The sequence below is a fragment of the Chitinophaga sp. NPDC101104 genome, from assembly GCF_050277495.1.
GTDB lineage: Bacteria > Bacteroidota > Bacteroidia > Chitinophagales > Chitinophagaceae > Chitinophaga.
Genome location: NZ_JBNNSF010000001.1, coordinates 4,193,227 through 4,217,925, shown reverse-complemented (window position 1 = coordinate 4,217,925; position 24,699 = coordinate 4,193,227). Strand labels below are relative to the sequence as shown.

The following is a 24,699-nucleotide window of genomic DNA, read 5'->3' as shown; positions in this document are numbered from 1 at the left end:
TTAACCAAAATTCAGGATACCTGCGGCAGGTGCGCCACTTCCGGCTCCGCCGCCTTTTCTTTTACCGCACCGGTTTTCATCCCCATCAGCAACCGCACCCACGCAAACGGCCGGATAAACAGGTGGATGATGAGCACCGAAGCCAGCAGGGAAGCGATGGTGATGAAAAGGTACTTCATCCCGATGGTGTCGCCTGTTTTTACCACGTAGAACGCGATGATGACGATGATGGTCTGGTGGAGGATGTAAAACGGGTAGACGGACTGGTTCACATAATCCGGAACGGCGCGCCAGCGCGAAAGGTAACGCTTTCCGTAACCGGTGAGCGCCATCACCCAGCACCACGACAACAGCGGCCAGCGGGCAATATAGAGATAGGTTACCGGGTTCGTTTCCCAATCCGGCAGCCAGCTTTCCAGCCCGATGTCGTTCCAGCGAAGGTAATTGATGCCCAGCAGCAGCACGAACGCGAACGTAAGGGAGGTGCGCCGGTTGCGCTCGAGGCTGTCCATCAGGGCAGGCTGCATCATAAAAAGGAACCCTGCCACCACGAACAGCATCCAGTAAGGGAAGTAGCAGTAATCGTGGATGAGGTCGTTGGTGCCGGGGTGCCGCAACGCCTTCGCGGAGAACCATACCACGGAAGGTAGCATCAACAGGTACACCCTTTTTCCGGCGGCGAACCACCGCAGTTTTTCGGTGAAGGCTTTGGCCTTCGGCGAGGCCGCCCAGGCGAAGAACGGCGCCAGGAGGATGTCGTACAGGAAAAGGTAAGCGATGAACCAGAGATGGTGCCAGCTGAAATCGCCTTTGGGGTACGGTTGGAAACGGAGCACCTGTCCGTAGAAATCCAGGAAATTCCCTTTGAAGCCCTGGTTCACACGCTCCATATATACCTGTGGGGGAACGATGAGGAACATGCCCACGGCGAGCGGGATGAACAGCCGCCGAAAACGCAGCGCCACAAAGCCCCCGGCCGTACGCCGCCGCATCATGTACCAGGTAACCGCACCGGAAATGAAGAAAAGCAGGTGCATCCGGAAACGGCTCAACCAGAATGCGAGCTCCGTCAGCACTTCGCTGCTGGCGGCGTTGTTGATATGCCAGGGATCGTCGACCATGAAAGGCCGGGCGGCGTGGTAAAGCAATACGCCGATGATCGCGAAAACGCGGAGCCAGTCGAGGTAATGTTGGCGAATGTGTGTGGCCATGTTACAGGATTTGCTGCAAACTTATCCGCCTTCGCGGATTCCGGCCGCCGCCGTTTGACCACCGGTAGCGAAGATTTGACGAACTGCAGGCCGCTGCGTAAATATCAGATGCTGGTACTGTTCCAGTACGGTATCCCTACTATATCCGTACTATATCCCTACTGTATCTGTACGGTATCCCTGCGTTAGTACGGCAGCACGCTGGCCGCTATTTGTCGCAAATGCATTCGCATGCCCGTAAAAGGTCAGCCGGCTATCCGGGTTTTTGAGCGGAAACGAGGAGGAAAATGGGCCGGCGGGTCTCGTCTTTCATTTCGGGGTACTGGGCGATAACGTCTGGAGCGGGTTGCGGTTCGGCGATGGATTGTATCCGGAAACCGGCGTTCGTCAACCCGTTGAGGAGGGTTTCCAGCGTGCGGTGGTATTTGAGGACGGAATGGCCCAGGAACGAAGTTTCGCGGAGGCCCTGGTCCTGGTAGCGGTCTACCGGCCAGTGGAGCCGGTCCCCGTTGCCGTCCGTGAACCAGTCCTGCTGCGGCAGTGCAGTAAATACGGGATGTTCGCAGGAGAAAACGAATGCGCCGCCAGGCTTGAGGCAGTTGAATACCTTGCGGCAGACTTCCGTGTAAGGCCCCACATAATGCAGAGCCAGCGAGCTGAAGACCACTTCGAAGCTGTTCGCCGGAAACCCGATGTCTTCGATCGGCATCCGGAGATATTGAATGGCGGGGTCGCTGGTGGTTTGACGGGCTTTTTCCAGCATCTTTTCCGAAATATCCACCCCCGTCACCATAGCAGCGCCCTGTTCCCGCACGTACCGGCAATGCCATCCGAAACCGCACCCGAGGTCGAGCACGTGTGCCCCTTCCAGCCCAGGCAGCATCCGGCGGAAAACGCTCCATTCTCCCGCGGCGTTGAGCCCGTGAACGGAACGGGGCATCTGGCTGTATTCGAGGAAAAATGCAGGATCGTCGTATTTATTCTGTTGCATGGTGACCGCGATTTGTCTTAAAGTTAATCCATCCGCAACGAAAAACGGCCCCCGTACCGGGAGCCGCCGTCTATTCATATGCCATTCACATCACGCAAACCGTAGGAAGCGGAACGTCACTTTCAGGTGATGCACCAGGAAGGCGCACTCGGTGGGACTGGCAGGTTTATACACTTTCCCTTCGAAGACGCCCTCAATGGGTTCGCCTGCGTTGCCGACTTTGGTGATCGTCAGTTTACCGGTGGAATATTGCTCCGTGCTGACACCGTCGATCAACTTGCAGTACCTCGACAGCGCAAACCGGTTGGCGTCGAAATGCAGTTCCACGGAAGCTTCGGTAGCATTACCTTCCATGGCGCCGCAGGGCCAGCTTCCCGCGAGGGGTTTGGTGAGCACGAGTTTGCAGTTCACGCTATTGGGCGCACCGGTCTCGAAAACCGCTACTTCGCCATCGTCCCACACTGCGTACATGGGTTCCTGCGGGGCATGGATGGCTACCGGTTCGTAATCGACTTCGATTTTCATGAAGGTGGCGTTGCCGGCGGGCTCCACTTCGAATTTTTTGCGGAGCACGAGCTTTTCCGGTTTGCGGGTCCCGTTGGGGGCGGCGGGGTCTTTCAGCCCGAGGAGCCCTTCCAGCGTCACTTCCACTTCGGCATCGGTGATGGTGCTCACGGTGGCGGGGGCTTTGTAAACGGCGTTGCCGTCGAGGTTGAAGGGGTTTTTCTGCACGGTGATCTCGCCGGGCCCGCCGGATACTTTCCAGCCGGTGGCGCGGGCGGCGTATTTGTCGTGCAGCATGGAATAATTGCTGGCCACGGCGCGGCCGAAACCGTTATCGTCGATACGGTGCTGCAACGGCGCCAGCAGGGAATCCTGGTTGACGCTGATTTCCTGCACGCCTACGCGTAATGCGAGCGTTTCGCCCGCTTTCACGCGGGTTTTGGCGGCAAACAGCTCGAACTGTTCGTAGAACGCGATGTCGCAGAAATGCGTCACGTTCGCGGAAACGGTGTGGTTCGTTTTGTTGAGCGTGGTGGGCAGAGGGTGCCAGGTGCCGTTATTGTCTTGCCAGGCGAGCATGAGCATTTCTTCGGCGCCGTCGGTAAGGTCGAACTCGTCGTAGCGGAGCGTCACGGTCACGGGTTGTTGGAAATTGACGCCTTCGGGCAGGAGCCGGAAAGCGGTCAGGGGTTTGTCGGGCCGGAGGGTGTTAGATACTGCCTGGATGCTGAAGGTCTGGTTCCCGGTTACGGCGCCGGCGGGCACGCTGACGGAGATATCGAATTCCGATGTATGGAGGTTGCCTCCCGCGGCGGTGATCACGGCGGTGGTGGGGTTCCCGGCAACGGCGCCTTTGGATGTCGTAAAAGGTTTGCCGGTGACGGCCGGAGGCGGGGACCCCGGGCCGGGGGCATCGGTCGAAGGCTTTTTCTTGCAAGCAGCAAGCGTGATGAGGGCTAAAGCCCAAATTGCATGGCGGATCATAGGGGTTATAGCTTGGTTCCGTTTGTGAAGTTACCGTGTGGGCCCGTGGAAGGAAAACGCCGAACCCCCAAATGGAGGATAACCTGCCTGAAACGGGGTTTTACGGCGGCAGGGAAACGAATGGGGCGTTTGTATGTTGAAAAGCCGCATCGTACATTGCAACTTCATCATTTGCACAGCTATGCAAACGCTCCTGGATTTCATGAAAAGAATACCTGCCGTACGCCCTGAAATCGCCAACGGTACTGAAAGTGATGGCACCTGGTGGATCAAATTTTCGCTGGACGTCAGGCACGATCTGGCCTGGAATGTGGTGCAGGAGCTGGGGCATGTCTGCAATTGGCTGTCGGTCGATGAACGGCTGCCGACCCGGTTCTACCCCGTATCCGCGCCGCCGTACCTGAACGGCGGGCCGGAAGATTTCCTGTACTGGATCATCGCATCCACCGAACATGCATTTTCCCCGGCCCTTGCCCTGGAATGGCTGGAAGGGCGACTTCCCAACCCTGTCGATGATCTGGAAAATTGGAACGTCGATTGACGCATGCCTGCCGAAGATGCAATATCCATGGGCAGATACATTTATTATTGCTGTTCGCGCTGCAATGACGGCATCTAGCGGACTGGCCTGCCGTCATCGATTTCCGCTGAAAGCCATGCTGGAGATGGCAGGATTCTTGCTGCTATTTCCTTCATGAAAAACCTGCTTCCCATTTTTGCCATGGCCTTCGTGGCCGCCTGCCACGCCGGCCCTGACACCAGCAACGCCGATGCCGTTCCCCCGATGGAAGATTCCGTTGTGACGGATGTTGTGCCGGCCGACAGCCTCGTAAAGCCCGGTGTTTCCGCAGGTGCCTTCGTACTGGGTGCCGATGCCGCTACGGTGCTCGCGAAAATGGGGAAGCCCGACAGCGGCGATGCCGCCATGGGCAAAGCGATGGCCATCTGGAAAACGAATGGCGCCCTCACCTCGCTGTACACCGAGCGTAATATGGGGGTAGACGATACCGCCCGCATCAAAATGTTCCGCACTACCGATCCATCTTACCGCACTTCCGGCAACGCCGGCACCGGCACCGCACTGGCCGACCTCACCCGCAGCTTCGAGCTGAAACAAACTGCCTGGTACCGCGCAGGCGCAGACACCATCCGGGTGCTGACAGCTCCGGAAGGGATCACGTTTGAAGTCAACCAGAAAATGTTTTGCACCGGCCTTATCGTTCACGCGCCCGGCGCCGATCCTTCCGCATCGTACCTGCCCTTCCTCCCCGGCGCCGTGAAAACCGGTCCGCAGCAGTGATCCATTCGTATAATTGTTTCCGTTAGTGATGCGGATGCATGTTCATTCGTACAGGCTGCTCCGTAAGTAATTTTTTTCCTCATTTCCTGATCCGTAGGGCCCGGTTGCCGCCCCCTTGCGCGCTTGCCCCGCAGCGATAATCTCCCTTCCCCCGAAAAAAAATCAAACCCAATTTGATTTGCGATCAGCCGCCATGGCCCGTTCCGGCGTTCCGTGCAGGACGGTGCAGGACGGAAGGCAGGATGGAGCAGGTTGCAGGGAAAATATTATTCGAGTATTATTGATTCGTTAATGAGTAGACAGCAAGAGACGGATGCGGACTTGATACAAAAATAAACGGCCCGGAAACCCTGTAGACAATGGTTTGGCAGCGAAGCAGGACAGGTGGGCAGCATCGCGATCCCTTACATAAGACATGCATCACCACGCGCAAAAAACTGTCGCCGCCGGATATTATCAGCCGGGTACAGATTTGCCACGTTTGAAAAACAGTGCGCCTGAACAGCTAAAGGGGCGTCACCAACTATTGCTTATTCTTTTAGTATGTATACATCCGCTCTCCGGCACGCAGCCGGTTTATGTTTGCTATTGTCTTTCCTGCAGCCGCTCCGCGCACAGGATGCCCTGCGCAACTATTCCGCCACGCTGCCCGCAACGGACGCCCTCGGCCGGAAACTCCCCGTCAGCGCAGCGACGGGACCGGAAAAGAAAGGGAAGTACGTCGGTATTTTTTACTGGACCTGGCATTACCACCAGGCCCACCTCGCACCGAACAACACCACCGCGTTCCTGCAGCAATACCCGGAAGCCCTTCATGATTACCACCATCCGAAGTGGCCCGCCAATATCATGAACTTCTGGAACGAGCCCCTGTTCGGATTTTACACCAATACCGACAAATGGGTCATCCGCAAGCACGCCGAAATGCTCGCAGATGCAGGCGTGGATATGATCATGTTCGACTGCACCAACGGCGACCTCGTCTGGAAACCCGCCTACATGGCCCTCTGCGAAGTGTTCGACCAGGCCCGCAAAGACGGTGTGCGCACGCCGCAGATCGCGTTCATGCTCGGTTTCGGCGCCAGCAAACATACCCTCAGCGCCATCCGGCAGATCTACCGCGATCTCTATCAGCCAGGCCTCTACAGGGATTTATGGTTCCAGTGGAAAGGGAAACCCCTCATCATGGCATACCCCGATAATATCGACGATCCCGAAATACGCAATTTCTTTACCTTCCGCCCCGGGCAACCGGTCTACGATAAAGGCCCCCAGCGAAAGGACCACTGGGGATGGCTGGAAATCTTCCCCCAGCACGGTTTCGCGCAAAACAGCGATGGCAGCTTCGAACAGATGACCGTAGGCGTGTCGCAGAACTGGACCAAACACAACGGCCTCAGCGCCATGAACATGCCCGGCTCGTTTGGCCGCAGCTACACCGACAGAAACGGCCAGGACCCCAGGCCCGACGCGCATCGATACGGATTGAACTTCCAGGAACAGTGGGACCGCGCCCTCGGCCAGAACGTGGAGCTCGTTTTTGTTACGGGCTGGAACGAATGGATCGCCGGGCGGTACGACGTCTGGCAGCAACAGCCCAACGCGTTCCCCGACCAGTTCGATACCGAGCACAGCAGAGACATCGAGCCCATGAAAGGCGGCCATGGCGACAATTATTACTATCAGCTCATCGCCAATATCCGCAAATTCAAAGGCATGCCGGCGGAAGAGAAAGCCTCCGCACCGAAATCTATCCGGATCGACGGCAACTTTTCCGACTGGGAAGGCGTATCCCCCCATTTCCGCGCCCACAAAGGCAACACAGGGCACCGCGATTCCGACGGTTTCAAGGGAACGCACTACACGAACAACACCGGCCGGAACGATCTCGTGGCCGCACGCGTGGCCCGCGACGCGCAAAATGTGTACTTCTATATCGAAACGGCCGCGCCCATCACGCCGCATACCGGTCCGGCCTGGATGCGCCTGTTCATCGATACGGACGCCGATGCGAAAACGGGTTGGGAGGGATACGATCTCGTCCTGAACAGGAACGCACCGGGCAAAAAAGCCATCCTGGAAAAATCGGTGGCCGGCTGGAACTGGAAGAAAGCGGCGGAGGTGGAATACCGGTATGAAGGCAACCGGATGGAAGTCCGCATCCCGCGGAAACACTTCGGCAATGGGCCGCTGCGGTTCCAGTTCAAATGGTCGGACAATATGCAGGAATCGGGCAACATCATGGACTTCCTCGTCAACGGCGACGTAGCGCCCGCCGGCCGCTTCAATTACGCTTACGCTGAATGATCCACGTATATCGTCAACAAATCCACAACATGTAAAAGAAAAACTGTCCACGTCATGATGAAACTGAATACTCGAATCCGGGTAACATGCTGTATGTTCCTGGCGGTGATGCTATTTGCCTTGCCGGCCCGGTCGCAAAACAAAATAACCGTTAAGGGAACGGTCTCCGACTCCGCCGGCGCCACGCCGCTGCCCGGGGTCACCGTTCGCGTGGCGGGTGCCGGCATCGGCACGCAGACGGACGCACTGGGGAGTTTCTCCCTCAACGTTCCGCCCGATGCCGTGCTGATCTTCGGCTTCCTCGGCTACAAAGGCCAGCAGGTGCCGGTCAACGGGAGGGAACGGCTCTCCGTTCGCCTCGCCGCTTCCAACGAAAGCCTCAACGAAGTGGTAGTGGTCGGTTACGGCCAGCAGAAAAAACTGTCCGTCACCGGCGCGGTATCTTCCATTACCTCCGAAGATCTGCGGATGACCACCTCCGCCAGCCTGGCCGTGGCCCTGGCGGGAAAACTCCCCGGCCTTACATCCATCCAGTCTGCCGGCGGCCAGCCCGGCCGCGACGATGCCACGCTGTACCTTCGCGGCGTAGCCACTACCAACGGCGCCAGCCCGCTCATCCTGATCGACGATGTTCCGCGGGACAATATCCGTACCATCGACCCCAACGAAGTCGCGTCCATCACCATTCTCAAAGACGCGTCCGCCACCGCGGCTTTCGGGGTGCGGGGCGCCAACGGCGTAATTCTCATTACCACCAAGCGCGGCCAGCCCGGAAAGGCGGAACTGAGCCTGAGCGTAGACCAGAGCTGGGCATCATTCACGCACGAGCCCGCGCGGCTGCACTCGGTCGACTACATGCGCCTGCGCAACGAAGCGTCGAAGAACGACGGCATCACCACACCGCCATTTTCCGAAGAAGTGATCGCCAAATACCAAAACCCGCTCGCCGGGCTCGATCCCAACGATCCGGATTATGAAAGGAAAGCGGAAGTGCGCCGGTACATGTATCCCGATCACGACTATTACCGCGAGCTCATCAAGCGATATGCGCCGCAGACGCGGGTGAACATGGGGATTCGCGGCGGGACGGACAAAGTGAGCTATTTCGCCAATGCGAACTACCTCCACCAGGGGGGCAACCTCAACGTGGAACCGAAATCGAAGCTGGGTTACGACCCATCGGCGAAGATGGACCGCTGGAGCTTCCGTTCCAACCTCGATTACAAGATCACCAATTCCCTGAAAAGCTTCCTGAACATCGGCAGCTATATCGAACGGGTGAACATGCCTTCGGCAGGCGTTTATCCCAACAGCAGTACCGACTGGATGATCTCCGACCTCATCTACCAGGCGCAGACGATCCTTCCCATTACGCCCGGGCCCACGGCGCTGCCGGGTTTCGGCGTGGCGGAAGGGGCGATCATCGATCCCGGGTATCTCGACCGTTCGGCTTTCGAAGTGATGAACCGGCAGGGTTACCGGCATGAAGTGCGCTCCAATCTCAACAGCTCGCTCGGCCTCGAGTGGGACCTCGGCAAGCTGATCACGCCCGGCCTGAGCATGCGCGGCATGATCTCGTTCGATTCCCGCGGCACCACGGCTATGCAGGGTGCCAAACTGGAACCGTTGTACCTGGCGCAGGTCAATTATGAAACGGACGAGCTCGTCTATTCCGTTAAACGCACGGGGCAAAACCGGTTGTCGCTCGCCAAGGGCGCCGATTCCCGCTACAACATCAACATGCAGGGGCGGATCAATTACGCCCGCCAGTTTAACCGCCGGCACGACGTCACCGGCATGGTGCTTGCGCAGCGGGATTACTGGGAATCCACCGGCGGCGAAATCCCCTTCAACGTGATCGGCATTTCCGCCAGGGCTACTTACGGATACGATAACCGTTATTTCGCGGAATTGAACGCCGGTTACAACGGCTCCGAGCAATTTGCGCCAAGCAAACGGTACGGTTTCTTTCCGGCGGCTTCCGTGGGATGGGTGATCAGCAACGAACGGTTTCTGAAAGGGAACGATGTCATCACCAACCTGAAACTGCGCGGCTCGTATGGGAAAGTGGGGAACGACAAGATCGGCAGCGCGCGGTTCCTGTACCAGAGCAATATCACGATGGGCGGCGGTCCGCTGGGCAGCCTCGGCCTGGGCCAGGGCGTGAGCCAGGGCCTCCTCGGCAACCCGGACATCACCTGGGAAGAGGCGCTGAAACGGAACGTGGGACTGGATCTCCAGCTCTTCCGCGACCTCAGCATCACCTTCGATTACTTCACCGAAGACCGCACCAAAATCCTCATCACCCGCGGTACCATCCCGGCCATCCAGGGCGTGCCGCTGGGCAATATCCCGAAAGTGAACCTGGGCGAGATCGAAAACCGCGGCTTCGAAATCGAACTGGAATATCACCGGCAGCTGAACCGCGACTGGTCCGTGCAGTTCCGCGGCAACTACGGTATCAACCGAAACGAAGTGCGCTTCGTCGACGAAGCCATCAACGACGAATCTTACGCCTACCGCCTCCGCCGCACGGGCTACATGCTGGGGCAGCATTGGGGATATGAAATAGACCGCAGCAACGGAAACGGGTTTTTCAATTCGCAGCAGGAGCTGGACGCTTATCTGTCGAAAACGACGTACGGTTTCGGGAGCCCGCGCGTGGGGGATTTCATCTACAAAGACCTTAACGGCGACGGCGTCGTGAACGATAAAGACATGCAGCCGCTCCGCTACAGCCATATCCCGGGATTCACCTGGGGCGCCACGTTCGCCGCCACCTGGAAAATGATCGACGTCACCGTTTTCTTCCAGGGCGTGGGCAAATACACGGGGCGGTATGCAGACAACGGGGTGTATGAGATCATCAAACAAGGCACGTTCTTCGACTTCCACCGCAACGCCTGGACGCCCGGGCGGTACGCGGCAGGGGAGAAGATCACCTATCCCGCCCTCAGCACCAAATCGAACACCAACTTCACCGCCAACGATTTCTTCATTACCGACCGCGCTTTCACCCGCCTGAAAAATGCGGAAGTGGCCGTCAACCTCCCGAAGTCCTGGATCAGCCCCATCGGGTTGAAATCCGCAAGGGTGTACGTAGGTGGACAGAACCTCATGACGCTGTCCAAAAACTTCGTCATGACGCACCTGGACCCGGAAGCGAACAACGCCATCGGATACCCGATCACCCGGACGTTCAGCGTCGGTTTCAACACCTCATTCTGATCATTCAAACCTGTCTAACATGAAATCGAAATATGCCTTTCTGCTGATGTGCGCCATCGTGGCCATATCCTGTAACAAGGCGCTGGATATGGCGCCAGACGGGAAGCTGACGATGGACGAAATCTTCAGCGACAACAATAAAGTGGCGGCGTTCCTCAATTCCTGCTACGCCAACGTGCCCAGCAAGGGGCTGGGATATTTTTTCACCTCCCGCGGGCCCGTCAACCTCAGCGACGATGCCTGGGACACCGACGCCGAAGCCGAGCCCACGCTCATTTCCGGAAGGATGTACAATGGCGACGCCGCGCCCGGCGCACATCCGGTCGACAATCCCGCCAGCATCGACCAGAACAACGGCAACTACTGGAACCGTTACTGGAACTCCATCGGCAACCTCAATCTTTTCCTCAGCCGCATCGATACCGCCACGGTCGACGATCCGGCGCAGCGCAGCCGCTGGAAAGGGGAGGCGCAACTGCTCCGCGCGTTCTACTACACGGAACTGCTGCTCTGGTACGGGCCATCCGTTCCCATCGAAAAGGCGCCGCACAAATTCACCGACGATTTCTCCAACCTGAAAAAAGCCACCTATTACGAAGTAGCGAAGTTCATCATGGAAGATTGCGACGCGGCCCTGGCTACACCCGAAATTCCCTGGCGCATCACCGTAGACGCGGAAGCCGGCCGCTTCACCAAAGCCCTCGCCGCCGCCATCAAAAGCCGGATGATGCTGTTCGCGGCCAGTCCGCTCTACAACAACGGGCAAAACCACTGGGACGAAGCCTACAACGTCACCAAACAGGCACTCGCCAGCCTGCGCGCCAATGGCTACGAGCTGTACAACAAAGTGAACCTGCCGCATCTCTACCTCGTTCCCGACGCGTATCTCGGGCCCAACCTCAACCCGCACACCGCGCTGTACAACGAGTATTTCACACAGCCGATGAAGCACCAGGACAATCCCATCGACAAGGAAACCATCTATCAGCACCGCAGCAATACCGGCAACATCTATCACGTAGACGGCGTGGGGGCGCAGAACGGGTACAAATCCGGTACCTGTCCAACCCAGGAGCTGGTGGATGCCTACGAGACCTCCGACGGCAAGCCCGTCCTCAACCTCGACAATCCCTATCTCGACGAAAAGCATACCCAGCCCAACTATAACCCGGACAATACGCTGTACGACGCCGCCAATCCGTACGCCAACCGCGATCCCCGTTTCTACGCCACCATTTACTACAACGGCTCCAAACGGAAAGCGCGATGGGGCTTCGCGGAAACGGCGGCTTCACCGGAAAACTATCCCGCCGGCATCGGGAACCGTACGCGCATCATCACCACATATGTTGGAGAGCCTTTTACCGGCATTCACGCATCGGTGAGAAGCGCCACCCGCACCGGTTATTACGAGCGCAAATTCCTGTACCCGACTTCGGGCGACGATAACGGTGTGGCTGGCGCTCCGCATAAATGGTACCGCCTGGGGGAAATGGTGCTGAATTTCGCGGAAGCCGCGGCAGAAGCCGGTAAGCTCGACGAAGCGAGGACCGCGGTGAACGAGATCCGCGCCCGCGCCGGCATGCCCGATCTGCCGGCCTCACTTTCCAAAACACAGCTCATCACCCGCATCCGCAACGAAAGGAGAGTGGAACTGGCATTGGAAGAGAACCGTTATTTCGATGTGCGCCGATGGACGGCCCCCGGCGGCGATCTCGCCAAAACCGACAAATGGGTAACGGCGATGGAGATCACCCGCAACGATGACGGGACGTACACTTACAAGCGCCGTCCGGTGCGGGAAGTGGAACGGAAGAACTATACGGCGAAGTTCCTGTACCTGCCCCTGCCGCTGGACGAGGCCAACCGCCTGCGCTCCATCACCGGGCAAAACTGGCAAAACCCCGGCTGGTAAGCGCGGGATCGTTTTCTGACTGAAACCTCAATCACATGCAACAACGACATCAACATATACTTTCGCTGGCGCTGGCGGCACTCTTCGCCTCCGCTGCGATCCCCGCTTCGGCCCAGCAGGCAGGCGTTTTCCGGACTGGCCGCGTGACAGACGCGCAGGGCCGTCCGCTGGCAGGCGTTACCATTCAGTCGCTGGACGGGCGCACCGGCACTTCCACCGCCGCCAACGGGAAGTTCTCCTTACCGGCAGATATGGCCCAGGCTACCCTCACCGTCTGGATGCGCGGTTACCGGCGGGATACCGTGGAACCGGGTGCCGAAACCGACATCGTGCTGGAAAAAGACGTGCATCAGCTGGATGAGCCGGTGTTCCTCGGATATACTTCCCCCAACCGCCGGTCGCTCACCGCGGCCGTGTCCACCGTATCGGGCGAAGCGCTGGAACGCTCGCCGGTCGCCAATCTCAGCATGACCTTCGCCGGGCGGTTGCCGGGCCTTTTCACACAGGAAACCGGCTCGGAACTTTCGCGCGCCAGCACCGATATGTTCATCCGCGGATTATCTTCCGCCCGCAAACAGGGGCCGCTGGTGATCATGGACGGCACGCTCGTTTCCTACAACAGCCAGCAAACGCTGGAATACATCACCGCCGCGGAAATCGAATCCGTATCCGTGCTCAAGGACGCGGCGGCGCAAGCCCTGTACGGCATCCAGGGCGCCAACGGCATCATCGTGGTAACCACGAAGCGCGGGAAAAAGGGGCCGTTGAAAGTGGATGTGCGGCTGGACCAGTCGCTGCAGGAAGTGAGCACCCGGCCCACCTGGTACAATTCCTACGACTACGCCACCATGCGCAATCAGGCCGCGAAAAACGATGGCCGCGGGGATTTCGCGATATTCAATGAAACGCAGATGGAAGGGTTCCGCACCGGCTCCGACCGCAACCTGTACCCCGAAAACAACTGGTACGACCGCTACATGCGCGACTTTGCGCGGATGGAACGGGTGAACGTCAGCCTAACCGGCGGCAACGACCGCGTGCAGTATTTCTCGAACCTGAACGTCATGCACCAGGGCGGGCAATGGAACATCGATACCGACAAATACAAATCGGACGCCAACAACGTGTGGGTGAACTACCGGTCTAACCTCGACATGGACCTGCACAAATACATCAAAGCCTTCCTGCGCCTGAGCGGCAACATCAAGCGCGAGCGCACGCCCGGCTCCGGTAACGCCACGGTGTATACGAGCCTGTTCCAGATGGCGCCAACGGTATACGGTCCGCTCACGCCGGCCATCACCGACCCCTCGGGCAAAAGTTCCCCGGCAGGCGGCCAGGTGATCACGACCGACAAAATCGGATCGCCCACCTACGGCATGCTCAACCGTTCCGGGTATTTCCGCCATACCGTGGTGAACATCAACTCGCAGGTAGGCGTGGAAGCCGATCTGTCGTGGTTGACGAAGGGATTATCGCTCACCGGCACCTTCGCCTACCAGACCAATTCCGTGGGCAGTCTTTCCACCACCCAGAACTACGAACGCTGGATGCGCACCGACCGGCGCGATACGCTCGCGTTCCAGAAGAAAGGCGGGGAAACGAATACGCCGCTCGGGTACGGGAAAACGCACAGTTACTATTATCACCTGACGTATCATAGCCAGCTCGATTACAGCCGCGATTTCGGCAGGCATCACATCGGCGCGGTGGCGTTCGGGTATTTCCAGAACCTCACCACGGCAGACAACGGCGCGCCGGGAATGTTGCCGTACAACCGGCTGAGCCTGGGCGGGGAAGTGGCTTACAGTTATGCCGGTAAATATTTCCTCCAGCTCGATCTGGGCCGCTCCGGCTCCGAGCAGTACGCCCGAGATGTGCGGTTCACCAGTACGCCGGCGGTTTCCGCCGCCTGGCTGTTGACGGGAGAGCGGTGGATGGAAGGGGCGAAGTGGCTGAGCCTCCTCAAGCTGCGGGGCTCCTGGGGCAAAACGGCCAACGACAGAACGGGATTGCCCCGGTTCGCCTACCTCGATAATGTGACCTTCGGCGGCGGCGGCCCGCTCGGCTACCTCCAGTACAACATCACCGAAAACCTCGTAGGTAACCCCGGCATCCGCGCGGAAGTTTCTACCAAACAAAACGCCGGCATCGACCTGGGACTGTTCCATATGGTCCACATCACGGCAGACGTGTTCAAGGAAAGAATGACGAACATGGTGGTGGGCGCCGTAAACAAAATCCCCCAGTACCAGGGCATCCCGTTAGGCAATTATCCCCGCACGAACATGGGCGTTTTCGAAAATAAAGGGTTCGAGATCACCGCATCCTTCTACAAACAACTGGGCCGCGACTGGAGCTTCCACCTGGGCGGATGGTTCGCCCATGCGAAAAACACCATCATCAGCTGGAACGAGGCCAAACGTCAGGCGGATTACGCATACCGCAACTGGGAAGAAGGATTTTCGCTGGGAACGGAATTCGGGTACGTGGTAGACCGCTCCAACGGCAACGGCTACTTCAACTCGCAGGACGAGATCACGCAAAGCGGGCTGACGTATACCTTCGGCACCCCGCGCCCGGGAGACCTGCGCTATGCCGATCTCAACGGCGACAAGATCATCGACCAGAAAGACAAAGCGCCAATGGGCTACGGCAACACGCCGCGGCAGCAATACGCCATCAACGGCGGGGTGAAGTTCCGTTCGGTGGAATTGAGCTTCCTGTTCCAGGGCACCGGCCAGTATGCTACGTCCTATTCCGGGCTGGGCGTCCGGGAAACGGAATTCGACGGGGTATACGGCTCGCTCCACCGCAATGCCTGGACGGCCGAGCGTTTCGCAGCAGGGGAGCCGATTTCCTACCCCGCGCTTTCCATGGTGAAAACGGTCAATCATGAAACGAACACGTTCTATTTCTACGACCGTTCCTATCTCCGCCTCAAAAATGCCGAGATCGCCTGGACGTTGCCGGAATCCGTGGCCCGGAGGCTCGCGGCGCAGAAAGTCAGGGTCATGCTCAGCGGGCAGAACCTGCTCACCTGGGATAAGCTCCCTACTTCCGACTTCGGCCCCGAAAGTGGCGGCTATGGCTCGTTCCCCGTGTACAAAGTGTATAACGCGGGCGTTCAGTTGCAATTCTAATCACCGAGACGTTGACATGTTAAAAATAACGGCATGAAAAAATTATTCCCCTTCCTCCTCGCCGCCGCAGCCCTGGCCTGCAACAAGCAGCTCGACCTGCCGCAAGACGGCCGCATCACACTGGGAGAAGTTTTTAACGATTACGACTACACGCGCGGGTACCTCAATTCCTGCTACGGTTTTGTTCCCGGGCCGCATGTAGACCGCTCGTCGTTCACCGACGAAGCGCAGGATTGCGACGATATCACTGCCAATTCCCGCTACCGCGCCTGGTACGCCGGCGATGTAACGGCCTCCAGCTATGCGGGGCAATCTTCCGATGGCCAGCCCTGGCAGCGCCTGTTCGAAGGCATCCGCAAAACGAACGTATTCCTCAGCGGCATCCGCTCCGCCAATATCGTGGCCACACCGGAAGAGCGGAATTCCTGGGTGGCGCAGGCACATGCGCTGCGGGGGCTGTATTACTTCCAGCTCATCAAACGGTACGGCGGCGTGCCCATTTTCGATAAGCCTTTGCCCATCGGGTACGATTTCTCGAAAGACCGCCGCGCGAAGTTCTCCGAAGTGGTAGCGTTCATCGTGAAGGAATGCGATTTGGCGCTGATGGTACCTCCCGGCCGGCCGGGCTTCAACTGGGATATCTACGAAAACCAGTACGGTATCATGACCCGCGCCGTAGCCTACGCCGTCAAATCCCAGGCGATGCTCTATGCCGCGAGCCCGCTCTGGAACGATGGTTCGTATTCCTGGCAGGATGTTGCCCAAACCACCGGAGAAGCGCTGGGCGCCTGTCTTTCCAACGGCTATAGCCTCTTCAGCGAAGTGCCCGATGCCGCCATTGCGCAGAACGGGTATGCGTTGTACCATTTCATCACTTCCAACGACATGCGCACCCGCGACAAAGAAACCATCTATCACGTTGGCGGCCAGATGGCCATGTGGCAAAACGCCGGCCTGCCCAGCACGCCGGGCATGACCAAAGCCGGGCCCAATCCCACACAGGAGATGATCGACCGGTACGAAATGGCCAACGGCGAAGCGCCCATCCTCGGCTACAGCGATGCCGACAGGCTGGTGCCCATCATCAACCCGGCTTCCGGGTACGATCCGCAAAACCCCTACGCCGGCCGCGATCCCAGGTTTTATGCGTCGATCTGGTACAACGGCGCTGTACGCAGGCTCGATCAGCCCGCCGGGAAAAAGATCGAAACGTTCGTCGGCGGAACGGAAGGGATCAGCGAAGATAACCGGCGCAATACCCGCACCGGTTATTACATCCGCAAGTTCAACAACTGGAAATCGGCCCAGAACGCGAACGCCGACGGCTCCGTGCGCCTCATCCGCCTCGCAGAACTGTACCTCAATTTCGCCGAAGCCGCCAACCAGGCCGTGGGGCCGGATGCGAAGGTGACGATGGGTGCCTTCAGCATGAGCGCCCGCGAAGCGGTGAACGCCGTGCGCGCAAGGGCCGGTATGCCGGCGTTCCCGGCCGGGATGAGCAAGGAAACCTTCGAGAAGAAATACCGGAACGAACGCGCGGTGGAACTGGCTTTCGAAGAGCATCGCTTCTTTGACGTACGGAGATGGAGAATCCTGCAACAGACAGACCAATTCGTGACCGGCATGCGGATCACGAAAACCAACGATGTTTTGTCTTACCAGCGGTTTAAATTTACCGCACGCGCATCTAACGAAGACCGGTTCCTCCTGTACCCGCTCGACCAGGGCGAGGCAGATAAAATCCGCGAGTTGACCGGTGTGAACTGGCAAAACCCGGGATGGAACGAATAACGAAAACCATGCAATCGCATCATGAATAAGATCATTTTCACCGCCTGCGCCGCCATCATGGCCGCGCAGGCGGTTTTTGCACAGCAGGGCACAACGCCCGTGGCCGTTCCGCCGCACCGGGCCGATGAATGGGCGGCTACCGACGGGTTGGGTAGGACTATTGTGCCGGGGAGCTATCCCGCCCCGAAAAAAGACCGGTACGTCGGGATTTTCTATTTCATCTGGCAAGGCGCGCACGGCTACGACCGGCACGTTGCCGGCGGACCGGGCGGCGGCGTAGTCCCCAAATCGCCGGGCGATACGGTGAGCCCCTACGACATCACGGAAATGCTGAAAGCAAATCCCGCCAACCCCCAATACGGCCCGGTGCACGCGTTCCACCATTGGGGCGAGCCTTACTTCGGGTATTACCTGCCGGACGACGAATGGATCATCCGGAAACACGCGCAAATGCTTACCGATGCAGGCATCGACGTGATCATCTTCGATGTTACCAACGGGCCCATTTACCTTCCGCAGGTCACCAAAATCGCGGAAACGTACCGGAAACTCCGGGCAGCAGGCGAAGCGGCGCCGTCGATCGCGTTTATCGTGAACAGCGCGCCGGAACAAACCGTGCAGAACATTTACCATTCGATCTATAAAAAGGAACTGTTCAAAGACCTGTGGTTTTACTGGAAAGGCAAACCCCTGCTGCTGTGCCCGCCGGAAGCGGTGACGCCGGAGATCGGCGCGTTTTTCAGCGTGCGGCAATCGTGGGCATGGAGCAAAGGGCAAAAATGGTTCGGCGATGGGAAAGACAAATGGACCTGGCTCGATCATACGCCGCAATCGTACGGCTGGCATGAGTCGAAAGACAGGCCGGAGCAGATCAGCGTGGCCGTGGCGGAACATCCCGTGTCCAACATCGGGCGGAGTTTCCATAACGGGAAACAGCCGGAAAAACCTTCGACCGAAAAGGGACTGTATTTCGAAGAACAATGGAAACGCGCGCTGGAAGTGGACCCTGAGTTCGTGTTCGTGACGGGATGGAACGAATGGGTGGCGATGCGGTTCAAGGCAGGAAGCGCGGGACAGGATTTTCTGGGGAAGAAAGCGAAGGAAGGGGAGACGTTCTTCGTAGACCTGTACAACGCGGAATTCAGCAGGGACGCGGAGCCGGCCAATGCCGTCACCGCCGATCATTATTATTACCAGCTGGCGTCGTTCATCCGGCAATACAAAGGTGTCCGCAAGCCGGAAGCGGCCAGGGGAGCGGATAAGATCACGGTGGACGGGGATTTTTCGGACTGGGCGGATGCCGGAACGCGCTATACGGACGACAGGGGTGACGTGCTGCACCGCGATCATCCCGGCTGGGGCCGCATCCAGTCATATACGAACGCCACCGGCAGGAACGACATCATCGCCGCGGCGGTTGCATCCGACGGGAAAAATATCTACTGCTACGTGAAAACGGCGGAGGATATGTCGCCCCGCACAGATCCCGACTGGATGCGGTTGTTTCTGCAGGTGGAAGGCCAACAGGGCGCTACCTGGGAAGGGTTCGGCTTTACCGTTCAGCATCCTTCGGGAAAAGCGGACGTGGCTACGCTGCAACGCTTTACCGGCGCGGGAGGCTGGTCGTCCGGCAGTGAAATAAAATGCCGGCAGCGGGGCAACGAACTGGAATTGGCGATCCCGAAGAAAATGCTGGGCATCAAAGGCGGTAAATTTGCGTTGCAGTTGAAATGGGCGGATAATTTCCCCCTGGGCGCAGGCGGCATCGGCTGGCTGGATAAAGGAGACGCTGCGCCCAACGCGCGTTTCGCCTGGCGGTACGTGCATGAATAACCAAAAATGTGATGGCTGGCGCGGATTTCTGGGGGATTTTTAGTTGTTTAGGAAGCAGAAACCTAACTATACGACGATGATCCACCTGAACCTGAAAGCAAAAGCAGCCAATACCTACGACGCCATCGTGGTGGGGTCCGGCATCAGCGGCGGATGGGCCGCGAAGGAACTATGCGAAAAAGGCCTGAAAACCCTCGTGCTGGAACGCGGCAAACAATTCGAGCACGTCAAGGATTACGAAAACGCGACGAAAGACCCCTGGGAGATCGAACACCGCGGCCGGCTCACGACCGGCCAGGTCAAAGACCATCCCTACCTCACCCGCGAAAGGGTGTACTCCGGGTTCAACGATAAATACTGGATAAAAGATACGGACAGCCCGTACACGGAATCCAAACGCTTCGACTGGACGCGGGCCGACATCGTGGGCGGGCGTTCCATTATGTGGGGGCGCGGTTCGCTGCGCCTCGGGGAGCAGGACTTCGAAGCCAACGCCAAAGAAGGCATTGGCGTCGACTGGCCGATCCGGTACAAAGACCTTGCGCCCTGGTACGACCATGTGGAATCCTTCGCCGGGATCAGCGGCCAGGCCGAAGGTCTCCCGCAGGTGCCCGACGGCGTTTTCCAGCCGCCCATGGAAATGAATTGTTTCGAAAAAGCCGTGAAAGGCAGGATCGAAACGGCGTTCCCCGGCAGGAAGATGACCATGTTCCGCACCGCCAACCTGACCCGGCCCATCGGCGATCGCGGCAGTTGCCAATACCGCAACCTCTGCGATCGCGGCTGCCCCTTCGGCGCGTATTTCTCCAGCAATTCCTCGACCCTGCCTGCGGCTGCCAAAACAGGTAACCTCACGCTGCGGCCCGATTCCATCGTCAATTCCCTCATCTGGGACGAAAAGGCGCAGAAAATCACGGGCGTCCGTGTGATCGACAAGCACACGAAAGAAATGACGGAGTACTACGCCAAAATCGTATTCCTCAACGCCTCGGCCATGTCGAGCACTTTTTTACTGCTGAACTCCACTTCGGCGAGGTTCCAGAACGGCGTGGGCAACGATCATGACATCGTGGGCCGCTACCTGATGGACCATCACTTCCACGCCGGCGCCAGCGGGATTTCAGATGAGTTCGCCGATAAATATTATTACGGCCGCCGGCCCGCGGGGTTCTTCATCCCGCGGTTCGTGAACCTGAACGGCGACAAGCGCGATTACCTCCGCGGGTTCCAGTACACCGGCTTCAGCGCGCGGGGCAACTGGGCGAGGGGCGTGGCGGAACTGGGTGTAGGCGCGGCTTTCAAGGATTACCTGACGGAGCCGGGCCCCTGGCAGATGGGGCTGATGAGCTTCGGCGAATGCCTTCCTTATTACGACAACCGTGTGGTGCTCGACCGCTCGAAACAGGACGCCTGGGGCCAGCCGGTGTTACAGTTCGATGCCGAGTTCAAGGAAAACGAAAAGAAAATGCGCAAGGATATGGATGGGGAAGCCGTTGCCATGCTGGAAGCAGCCGGACTGAAAAACGTTACCCCCTTCAACCGCGACTCCTTTCCAGGACAGGCCATTCACGAAATGGGGACCGCCTGCATGGGCCGCGATCCGAAAACGTCTGTCCTTAATGCCTGGAACCAGGTGCATGCCGCGCCGAACGTATTCGTGACAGATGGCGCCTGCATGACTTCCAACGCCTGCCAGAACCCTTCGCTGACGTACATGGCGCTCACGGCAAGGGCGGCTGACCATGCGGTGGGGGAACTGAAGAAAAGGAATCTCTGATCAGAATGGCCGTCTCAAAAAGAAATCCCCTTGCCGCGCAGGCTGGCCGGCGGCAAAGGGATTGTTATTCCATTGATATGGTATGTGCGATTAGTATCTGCGGTCGCTGCGGTCGCGGTCTACGCGAGGCTTGGCTTCGGATACGCTGATCTGGCGGCCTTCGATGTCGCGGCCTTCCAGCTCGCGGATGGCGTCGAGGGCTTCCTGGCGCTCGGGCATTTCCACGAACCCGAACCCGCGGGATACGCCGGTATAGCGATCTACGATCACTTTACAGGATTCCACACGGCCAAAGGCGGAGAAAATATCGAAAAGGTCTTCATCGCGCAGAGACGACATGAGATTGGAAACATACAGGTTCATAGTGAACTTATTTTTGAATTAAAAGAAAAAAGTTAATGCGCTTCCGCCAGCTGCGGCCTGTTGAGCCGGATCACCCGCAGCCAGGCCAGCAGCTTGATCACCGGGTAAACCGGGTCCAGCTCGTGCCAGCGAAAACCGAAGTTGACGGAGGAAGGACGCTTGTGATGATTGTTATGATAAGATTCTCCCAGCATGAAAATATCGAGGTTGAACAGGTTGCGGGAAGTATTTTTCATCTTGAAGTTGTGGTAGCCGTATTTATGTGCGAACCAGTTGATGATGGCGCCATGCACGGCGCCCATCGTGATCACCACGGGCAGCAGCAGCCACAGCCAGGGAGAGGTGGCCCACAGCGCAAAAATCGTAGTGTAAATCCCCACCCACAACAGACGGCTCCAGGCGCTGCCTGCCCAACGGTCGAACGCGGGCCATTCCGGCAAACCCTTCAGGAAACGTTCCTCCACTTCGGCCTTTTCTCCCACGATATTGAGATAGACGCGGCGCGTACGCCACATCATGGCGAACACATTGGGCGAGAATTGCGGCGAATGCGGATCTTTCTCCGTGTCCGTATAAGCATGATGCATGCGGTGCATGATCGCGTAGGCGCGGGGGCTCATGTATGACGACCCCTGGGTGACGTAAGAAAATATATGGAAAAACTTTTCCCAGAAACGGTTCATCTGGAAAGCGCGGTGAGAGGCATAACGGTGTTGAAAAAAAGTCTGCGAGAACAGCGACAAATACCAATGCAGGATAAAAAATAATAATATAAAAAGCATTTTTGAACTTACTGATGAAAGATGTTGTGAAAAGCAGCAAATTCAAGAGATAAGACCGTCAGAAAAAGAGAGGGAGCACTAAAAGAGACGGTGATAAGAGAAGAATTCAGTGAGTTTCTATCGTGGTAAAGGTAAGCTTAATAACGTTAAGAAAAGCACAAACCTTGCTTGTGGCGAAAATAACCCCCATTTTTGTCGTAAGCGCACCGCGGCGGATTTGATCCCGTTCGGCATCTTTGTTGTGTGGAATCACTATCCATTCACCTAACAAAATCCAGAGTCATGAACAAGCAAACACACCAGATCGACATCCGCGCACCCCGGGAAAAAGTATGGGATACGCTGTTTGGCGTTGAAACCTATCCGCAATGGACCAAAGCCTTCAACGAAAATTCACAGGTGACGACCGACTGGAAAAAAGGCAGCCGCGCCCTGTTCACCGATGGTAACGGCGATGGCATGGTTTCCCGGATCGCGGAGAACATCCCCAACGAATTCATGTCTATCGAGCACCTCGGCACCATCATGGGTGGTGTGGAAGACACCACGAGCCCCGAAGTACAACAATGGAATGGTGCACATGAAAACTACCGGCTGCAGGACATCGACGGCGGCACGCGACTGCTCATCGAAATGGATATCGACGATAAAAGCGAATACGCCGAAATGTTCGCCGGCATGTGGCCCAAGGCATTGGCCGCGGTGAAGGAAATTTCCGAAAAGAACTGATCTGCATACTATTTAAACTCAAATCCCGCAAATTGAACGATCAAATCGCGATTTGAGTAGTTATTCATGCGTTGGATACGGATGTTTGCGTCAAAAAAAGATCGACCATATGCTCCGTAGTTCCATCCTGACCATTCAGTTGCTGCTCTCCGTCGCCCTCGCGGCGGCGGGTCAGCAGCTTGCCACCGACCGGATTTCCCGGCTGGGGGATTCCGCATACATGACCTCCTTCCGCCAAAAAATCGAACAGTATAGAACGCGGTACCACATCCCCGGTCTCAGCGTAGGCATTGTGGCCAACGGCCGGCTCGCCTGGAGCCAGGGCTTCGGCTTTGCCGATATCGACAGGGGTATCGTGCCAGACGAGCACACCAATTACCAGGTGGCTTCCGTGACGAAGACCTTCGGCGCGGTGATCCTCATGCAGCTGGCGTACGAAGGCAAATTGTCCATCAACGATCCCATCAATAAATACGGCATTCAGCTCGGTGCCCGCTGGGGCAGCGATCCCCGCATCAAACTGAAGCATTTGCTCACCCATACCGCCATGGGCACCGATTTCAACGGCTTCAGGCCCGGGCGGACGTTCATCTACAACGGCGGCTGGTACAACCAGTTGAGATTAGCGATCGAACAGGCGGCTGGCCGGCCGTTCGGGGAACTGCTCATGGAAAGGATCATCCGGCCGCTGGGTATGTCACAAACGGCCCCCAGCCCCGACGATCCCGCCAGTTTCCGGCTGGCCGGGCTCGATAGCGCGGCGTTCGCCGGCACTATGGCCGTTCCGTACGACTGGAACAAAAAGGAGCGCAAACTGGTAGAGGTGAAAAACTTCCATTACGGTTTCGGGCCGGCGGCGGGATTGGTGAGCAATGTGGCCGATCTGGCCAGATACGCCGTGGCGATCGACGAACGGCAGTTCCTTACTCCGGCGCAGTGGGACACGATGTGGACGCCGTTCGTGACCCCGAAAGGGAAGTCCATCCAGTACGGACAAGGCTGGTTTACAACGAAATACAAAGGCGAGAAAGTGGTGTGGCATACCGGTTGGTGGTACGGTTATTCGGCGCTGTTCCTCATGGTGCCGGGCCGTAAGCTCACCTTTATTATTCTCGGCAATTCGCAGGACGTTTCCCGCCCGTTTTACCACATCGTGCAACCCGCGAAGTTCCTCCCGGCCAGGCGCGTCCCTTTCAAAAAGAACCTGGCCAGGAAGGTGGAGGCCTCAGATTTCGCGCGGGCGTTCCTGGAAAGTTTTGTGGACTAGCGTTTTTGGGACAATGCGTTCAGTTCCTCGGCGATCACGGATTCCGCGCGCTTTTTGAGCTCGGCGTTTCCTTTGTCCATCATATTGAGCAATTGCCGGCATTCGTGGAGGAAAACAGGGGCGAAGTCGGAATCGTGGCCGGAAATGCCGGTGCAGTTGTCGAGGATGTCGGCATATTTGATCGTTTGCGCTTCGGGGCTGTTTCCGGCGATGCGCTTTGCTTCGGCGGCCTTGCGCTTGCGGCGGTTCCAGGTGGGGTAGGCTTCCTTGGTGAACACGTCCGTCAGTTCCACCACCAGCTGCATCGTGCGCTCGGCTTCGCGCGGGGGCATGATGCCGTGAAGGAAGCGCGCCAGCTCGTTTTTGTGGACGGGCGTATCTTCCAGCACATCGTGCAGGATGGCGGCGGCGAGTACGGGCGTGGCCTGCGTATAGCCTTCACATATCCGCATGACGCGCATGGGATGCACGATGTAGCGGTCTGGCGAGTATTTCCGGGTTTGACTGCCATGCGCCTGGTCGGTAAATTTTTCGATTTCGTGGAGGATGACGTCCATAGCAATACGTCAGCAAA

General features: G+C 57.9%; 17 protein-coding genes. 11 read left to right on the top strand and 6 right to left on the bottom strand.

The window, feature by feature from the left end; all coding sequences use genetic code 11:
• Window positions 1-11: 11 nt before the first annotated feature.
• The 3 genes from ACQKLP_RS16935 to ACQKLP_RS16925 form a co-directional block, all read right to left on the bottom strand.
• Window positions 12-1,211, bottom strand: a complete 1,200-nt coding sequence (locus tag ACQKLP_RS16935; RefSeq protein ID WP_427323979.1) for an acyltransferase family protein — start codon at window positions 1,209-1,211, stop codon at window positions 12-14.
• Window positions 1,212-1,464: 253 nt separating this feature from the next.
• Window positions 1,465-2,202 (bottom strand): class I SAM-dependent methyltransferase, encoded by a 738-nt coding sequence (locus ACQKLP_RS16930; protein ID WP_427323978.1) that lies wholly within the window; start codon window positions 2,200-2,202, stop codon window positions 1,465-1,467.
• 90 nt (window positions 2,203-2,292) lie between these two features.
• Complete coding sequence (locus ACQKLP_RS16925) at window positions 2,293-3,690, bottom strand: hypothetical protein (protein ID WP_427323977.1); 1,398 nt, start codon at window positions 3,688-3,690, stop codon at window positions 2,293-2,295.
• A 181-nt stretch (window positions 3,691-3,871) separates the two neighbouring features.
• On the opposite strand from ACQKLP_RS16925, the gene ACQKLP_RS16920 reads away from it, so the two are divergent.
• The 9 genes from ACQKLP_RS16920 (at window position 3,872) to ACQKLP_RS16880 (ending at window position 20,984) form a co-directional block, all read left to right on the top strand.
• Complete coding sequence (locus ACQKLP_RS16920; RefSeq protein ID WP_427323976.1) at window positions 3,872-4,231, top strand: hypothetical protein; 360 nt, start codon at window positions 3,872-3,874, stop codon at window positions 4,229-4,231.
• Between the two features lie 153 nt (window positions 4,232-4,384).
• Complete coding sequence (locus ACQKLP_RS16915) at window positions 4,385-4,990, top strand: hypothetical protein (protein ID WP_427323975.1); 606 nt, start codon at window positions 4,385-4,387, stop codon at window positions 4,988-4,990.
• Between the two features lie 543 nt (window positions 4,991-5,533).
• The gene (locus tag ACQKLP_RS16910) at window positions 5,534-7,297 is read left to right on the top strand and encodes a hypothetical protein (protein ID WP_427323974.1); all 1,764 of its coding nucleotides are present in this window, start codon (window positions 5,534-5,536) and stop codon (window positions 7,295-7,297) included.
• A gap of 54 nt (window positions 7,298-7,351) precedes the next feature.
• Window positions 7,352-10,525 (top strand): SusC/RagA family TonB-linked outer membrane protein, encoded by a 3,174-nt coding sequence (locus ACQKLP_RS16905; protein ID WP_427323973.1) that lies wholly within the window; start codon window positions 7,352-7,354, stop codon window positions 10,523-10,525.
• Between the two features lie 19 nt (window positions 10,526-10,544).
• Window positions 10,545-12,440, top strand: a complete 1,896-nt coding sequence (locus tag ACQKLP_RS16900; RefSeq protein WP_427323972.1) for a RagB/SusD family nutrient uptake outer membrane protein — start codon at window positions 10,545-10,547, stop codon at window positions 12,438-12,440.
• Window positions 12,441-12,475: 35 nt separating this feature from the next.
• Entirely contained in the window at window positions 12,476-15,583 is a 3,108-nt protein-coding gene (locus tag ACQKLP_RS16895; protein ID WP_427323971.1) for a SusC/RagA family TonB-linked outer membrane protein, read from the top strand.
• 33 nt (window positions 15,584-15,616) lie between these two features.
• Window positions 15,617-17,374: a RagB/SusD family nutrient uptake outer membrane protein gene (locus ACQKLP_RS16890; protein ID WP_427323970.1), complete on the top strand. Its 1,758-nt coding sequence runs from the start codon at window positions 15,617-15,619 to the stop codon at window positions 17,372-17,374.
• A gap of 21 nt (window positions 17,375-17,395) precedes the next feature.
• On the top strand, window positions 17,396-19,207 hold the full coding sequence (locus tag ACQKLP_RS16885; RefSeq protein WP_427323969.1) for a hypothetical protein: 1,812 nt from the start codon (window positions 17,396-17,398) through the stop codon (window positions 19,205-19,207).
• 76 nt (window positions 19,208-19,283) lie between these two features.
• Window positions 19,284-20,984: a GMC oxidoreductase gene (locus tag ACQKLP_RS16880; RefSeq protein WP_427323968.1), complete on the top strand. Its 1,701-nt coding sequence runs from the start codon at window positions 19,284-19,286 to the stop codon at window positions 20,982-20,984.
• A 90-nt stretch (window positions 20,985-21,074) separates the two neighbouring features.
• Here ACQKLP_RS16880 and ACQKLP_RS16875 read toward each other — a convergent pair whose 3' ends face one another.
• Window positions 21,075-21,347, bottom strand: a complete 273-nt coding sequence (locus ACQKLP_RS16875; RefSeq protein WP_427323966.1) for an RNA recognition motif domain-containing protein — start codon at window positions 21,345-21,347, stop codon at window positions 21,075-21,077.
• A gap of 32 nt (window positions 21,348-21,379) precedes the next feature.
• Complete coding sequence (locus ACQKLP_RS16870) at window positions 21,380-22,129, bottom strand: acyl-CoA desaturase (protein ID WP_427323965.1); 750 nt, start codon at window positions 22,127-22,129, stop codon at window positions 21,380-21,382.
• Window positions 22,130-22,411: 282 nt separating this feature from the next.
• On the opposite strand from ACQKLP_RS16870, the gene ACQKLP_RS16865 reads away from it, so the two are divergent.
• Window positions 22,412-22,858 (top strand): SRPBCC family protein, encoded by a 447-nt coding sequence (locus ACQKLP_RS16865; RefSeq protein ID WP_427323964.1) that lies wholly within the window; start codon window positions 22,412-22,414, stop codon window positions 22,856-22,858.
• A 109-nt stretch (window positions 22,859-22,967) separates the two neighbouring features.
• Window positions 22,968-24,125 (top strand): serine hydrolase domain-containing protein, encoded by a 1,158-nt coding sequence (locus ACQKLP_RS16860; RefSeq protein ID WP_427323963.1) that lies wholly within the window; start codon window positions 22,968-22,970, stop codon window positions 24,123-24,125.
• Here ACQKLP_RS16860 and ACQKLP_RS16855 read toward each other — a convergent pair.
• On the bottom strand, window positions 24,122-24,682 hold the full coding sequence (locus tag ACQKLP_RS16855; protein ID WP_427323962.1) for an HD domain-containing protein: 561 nt from the start codon (window positions 24,680-24,682) through the stop codon (window positions 24,122-24,124). The two genes, ACQKLP_RS16860 and ACQKLP_RS16855, sit on opposite strands and share 4 nt — an antisense overlap.
• Between the last annotated feature and the right edge of the window lie 17 nt (window positions 24,683-24,699).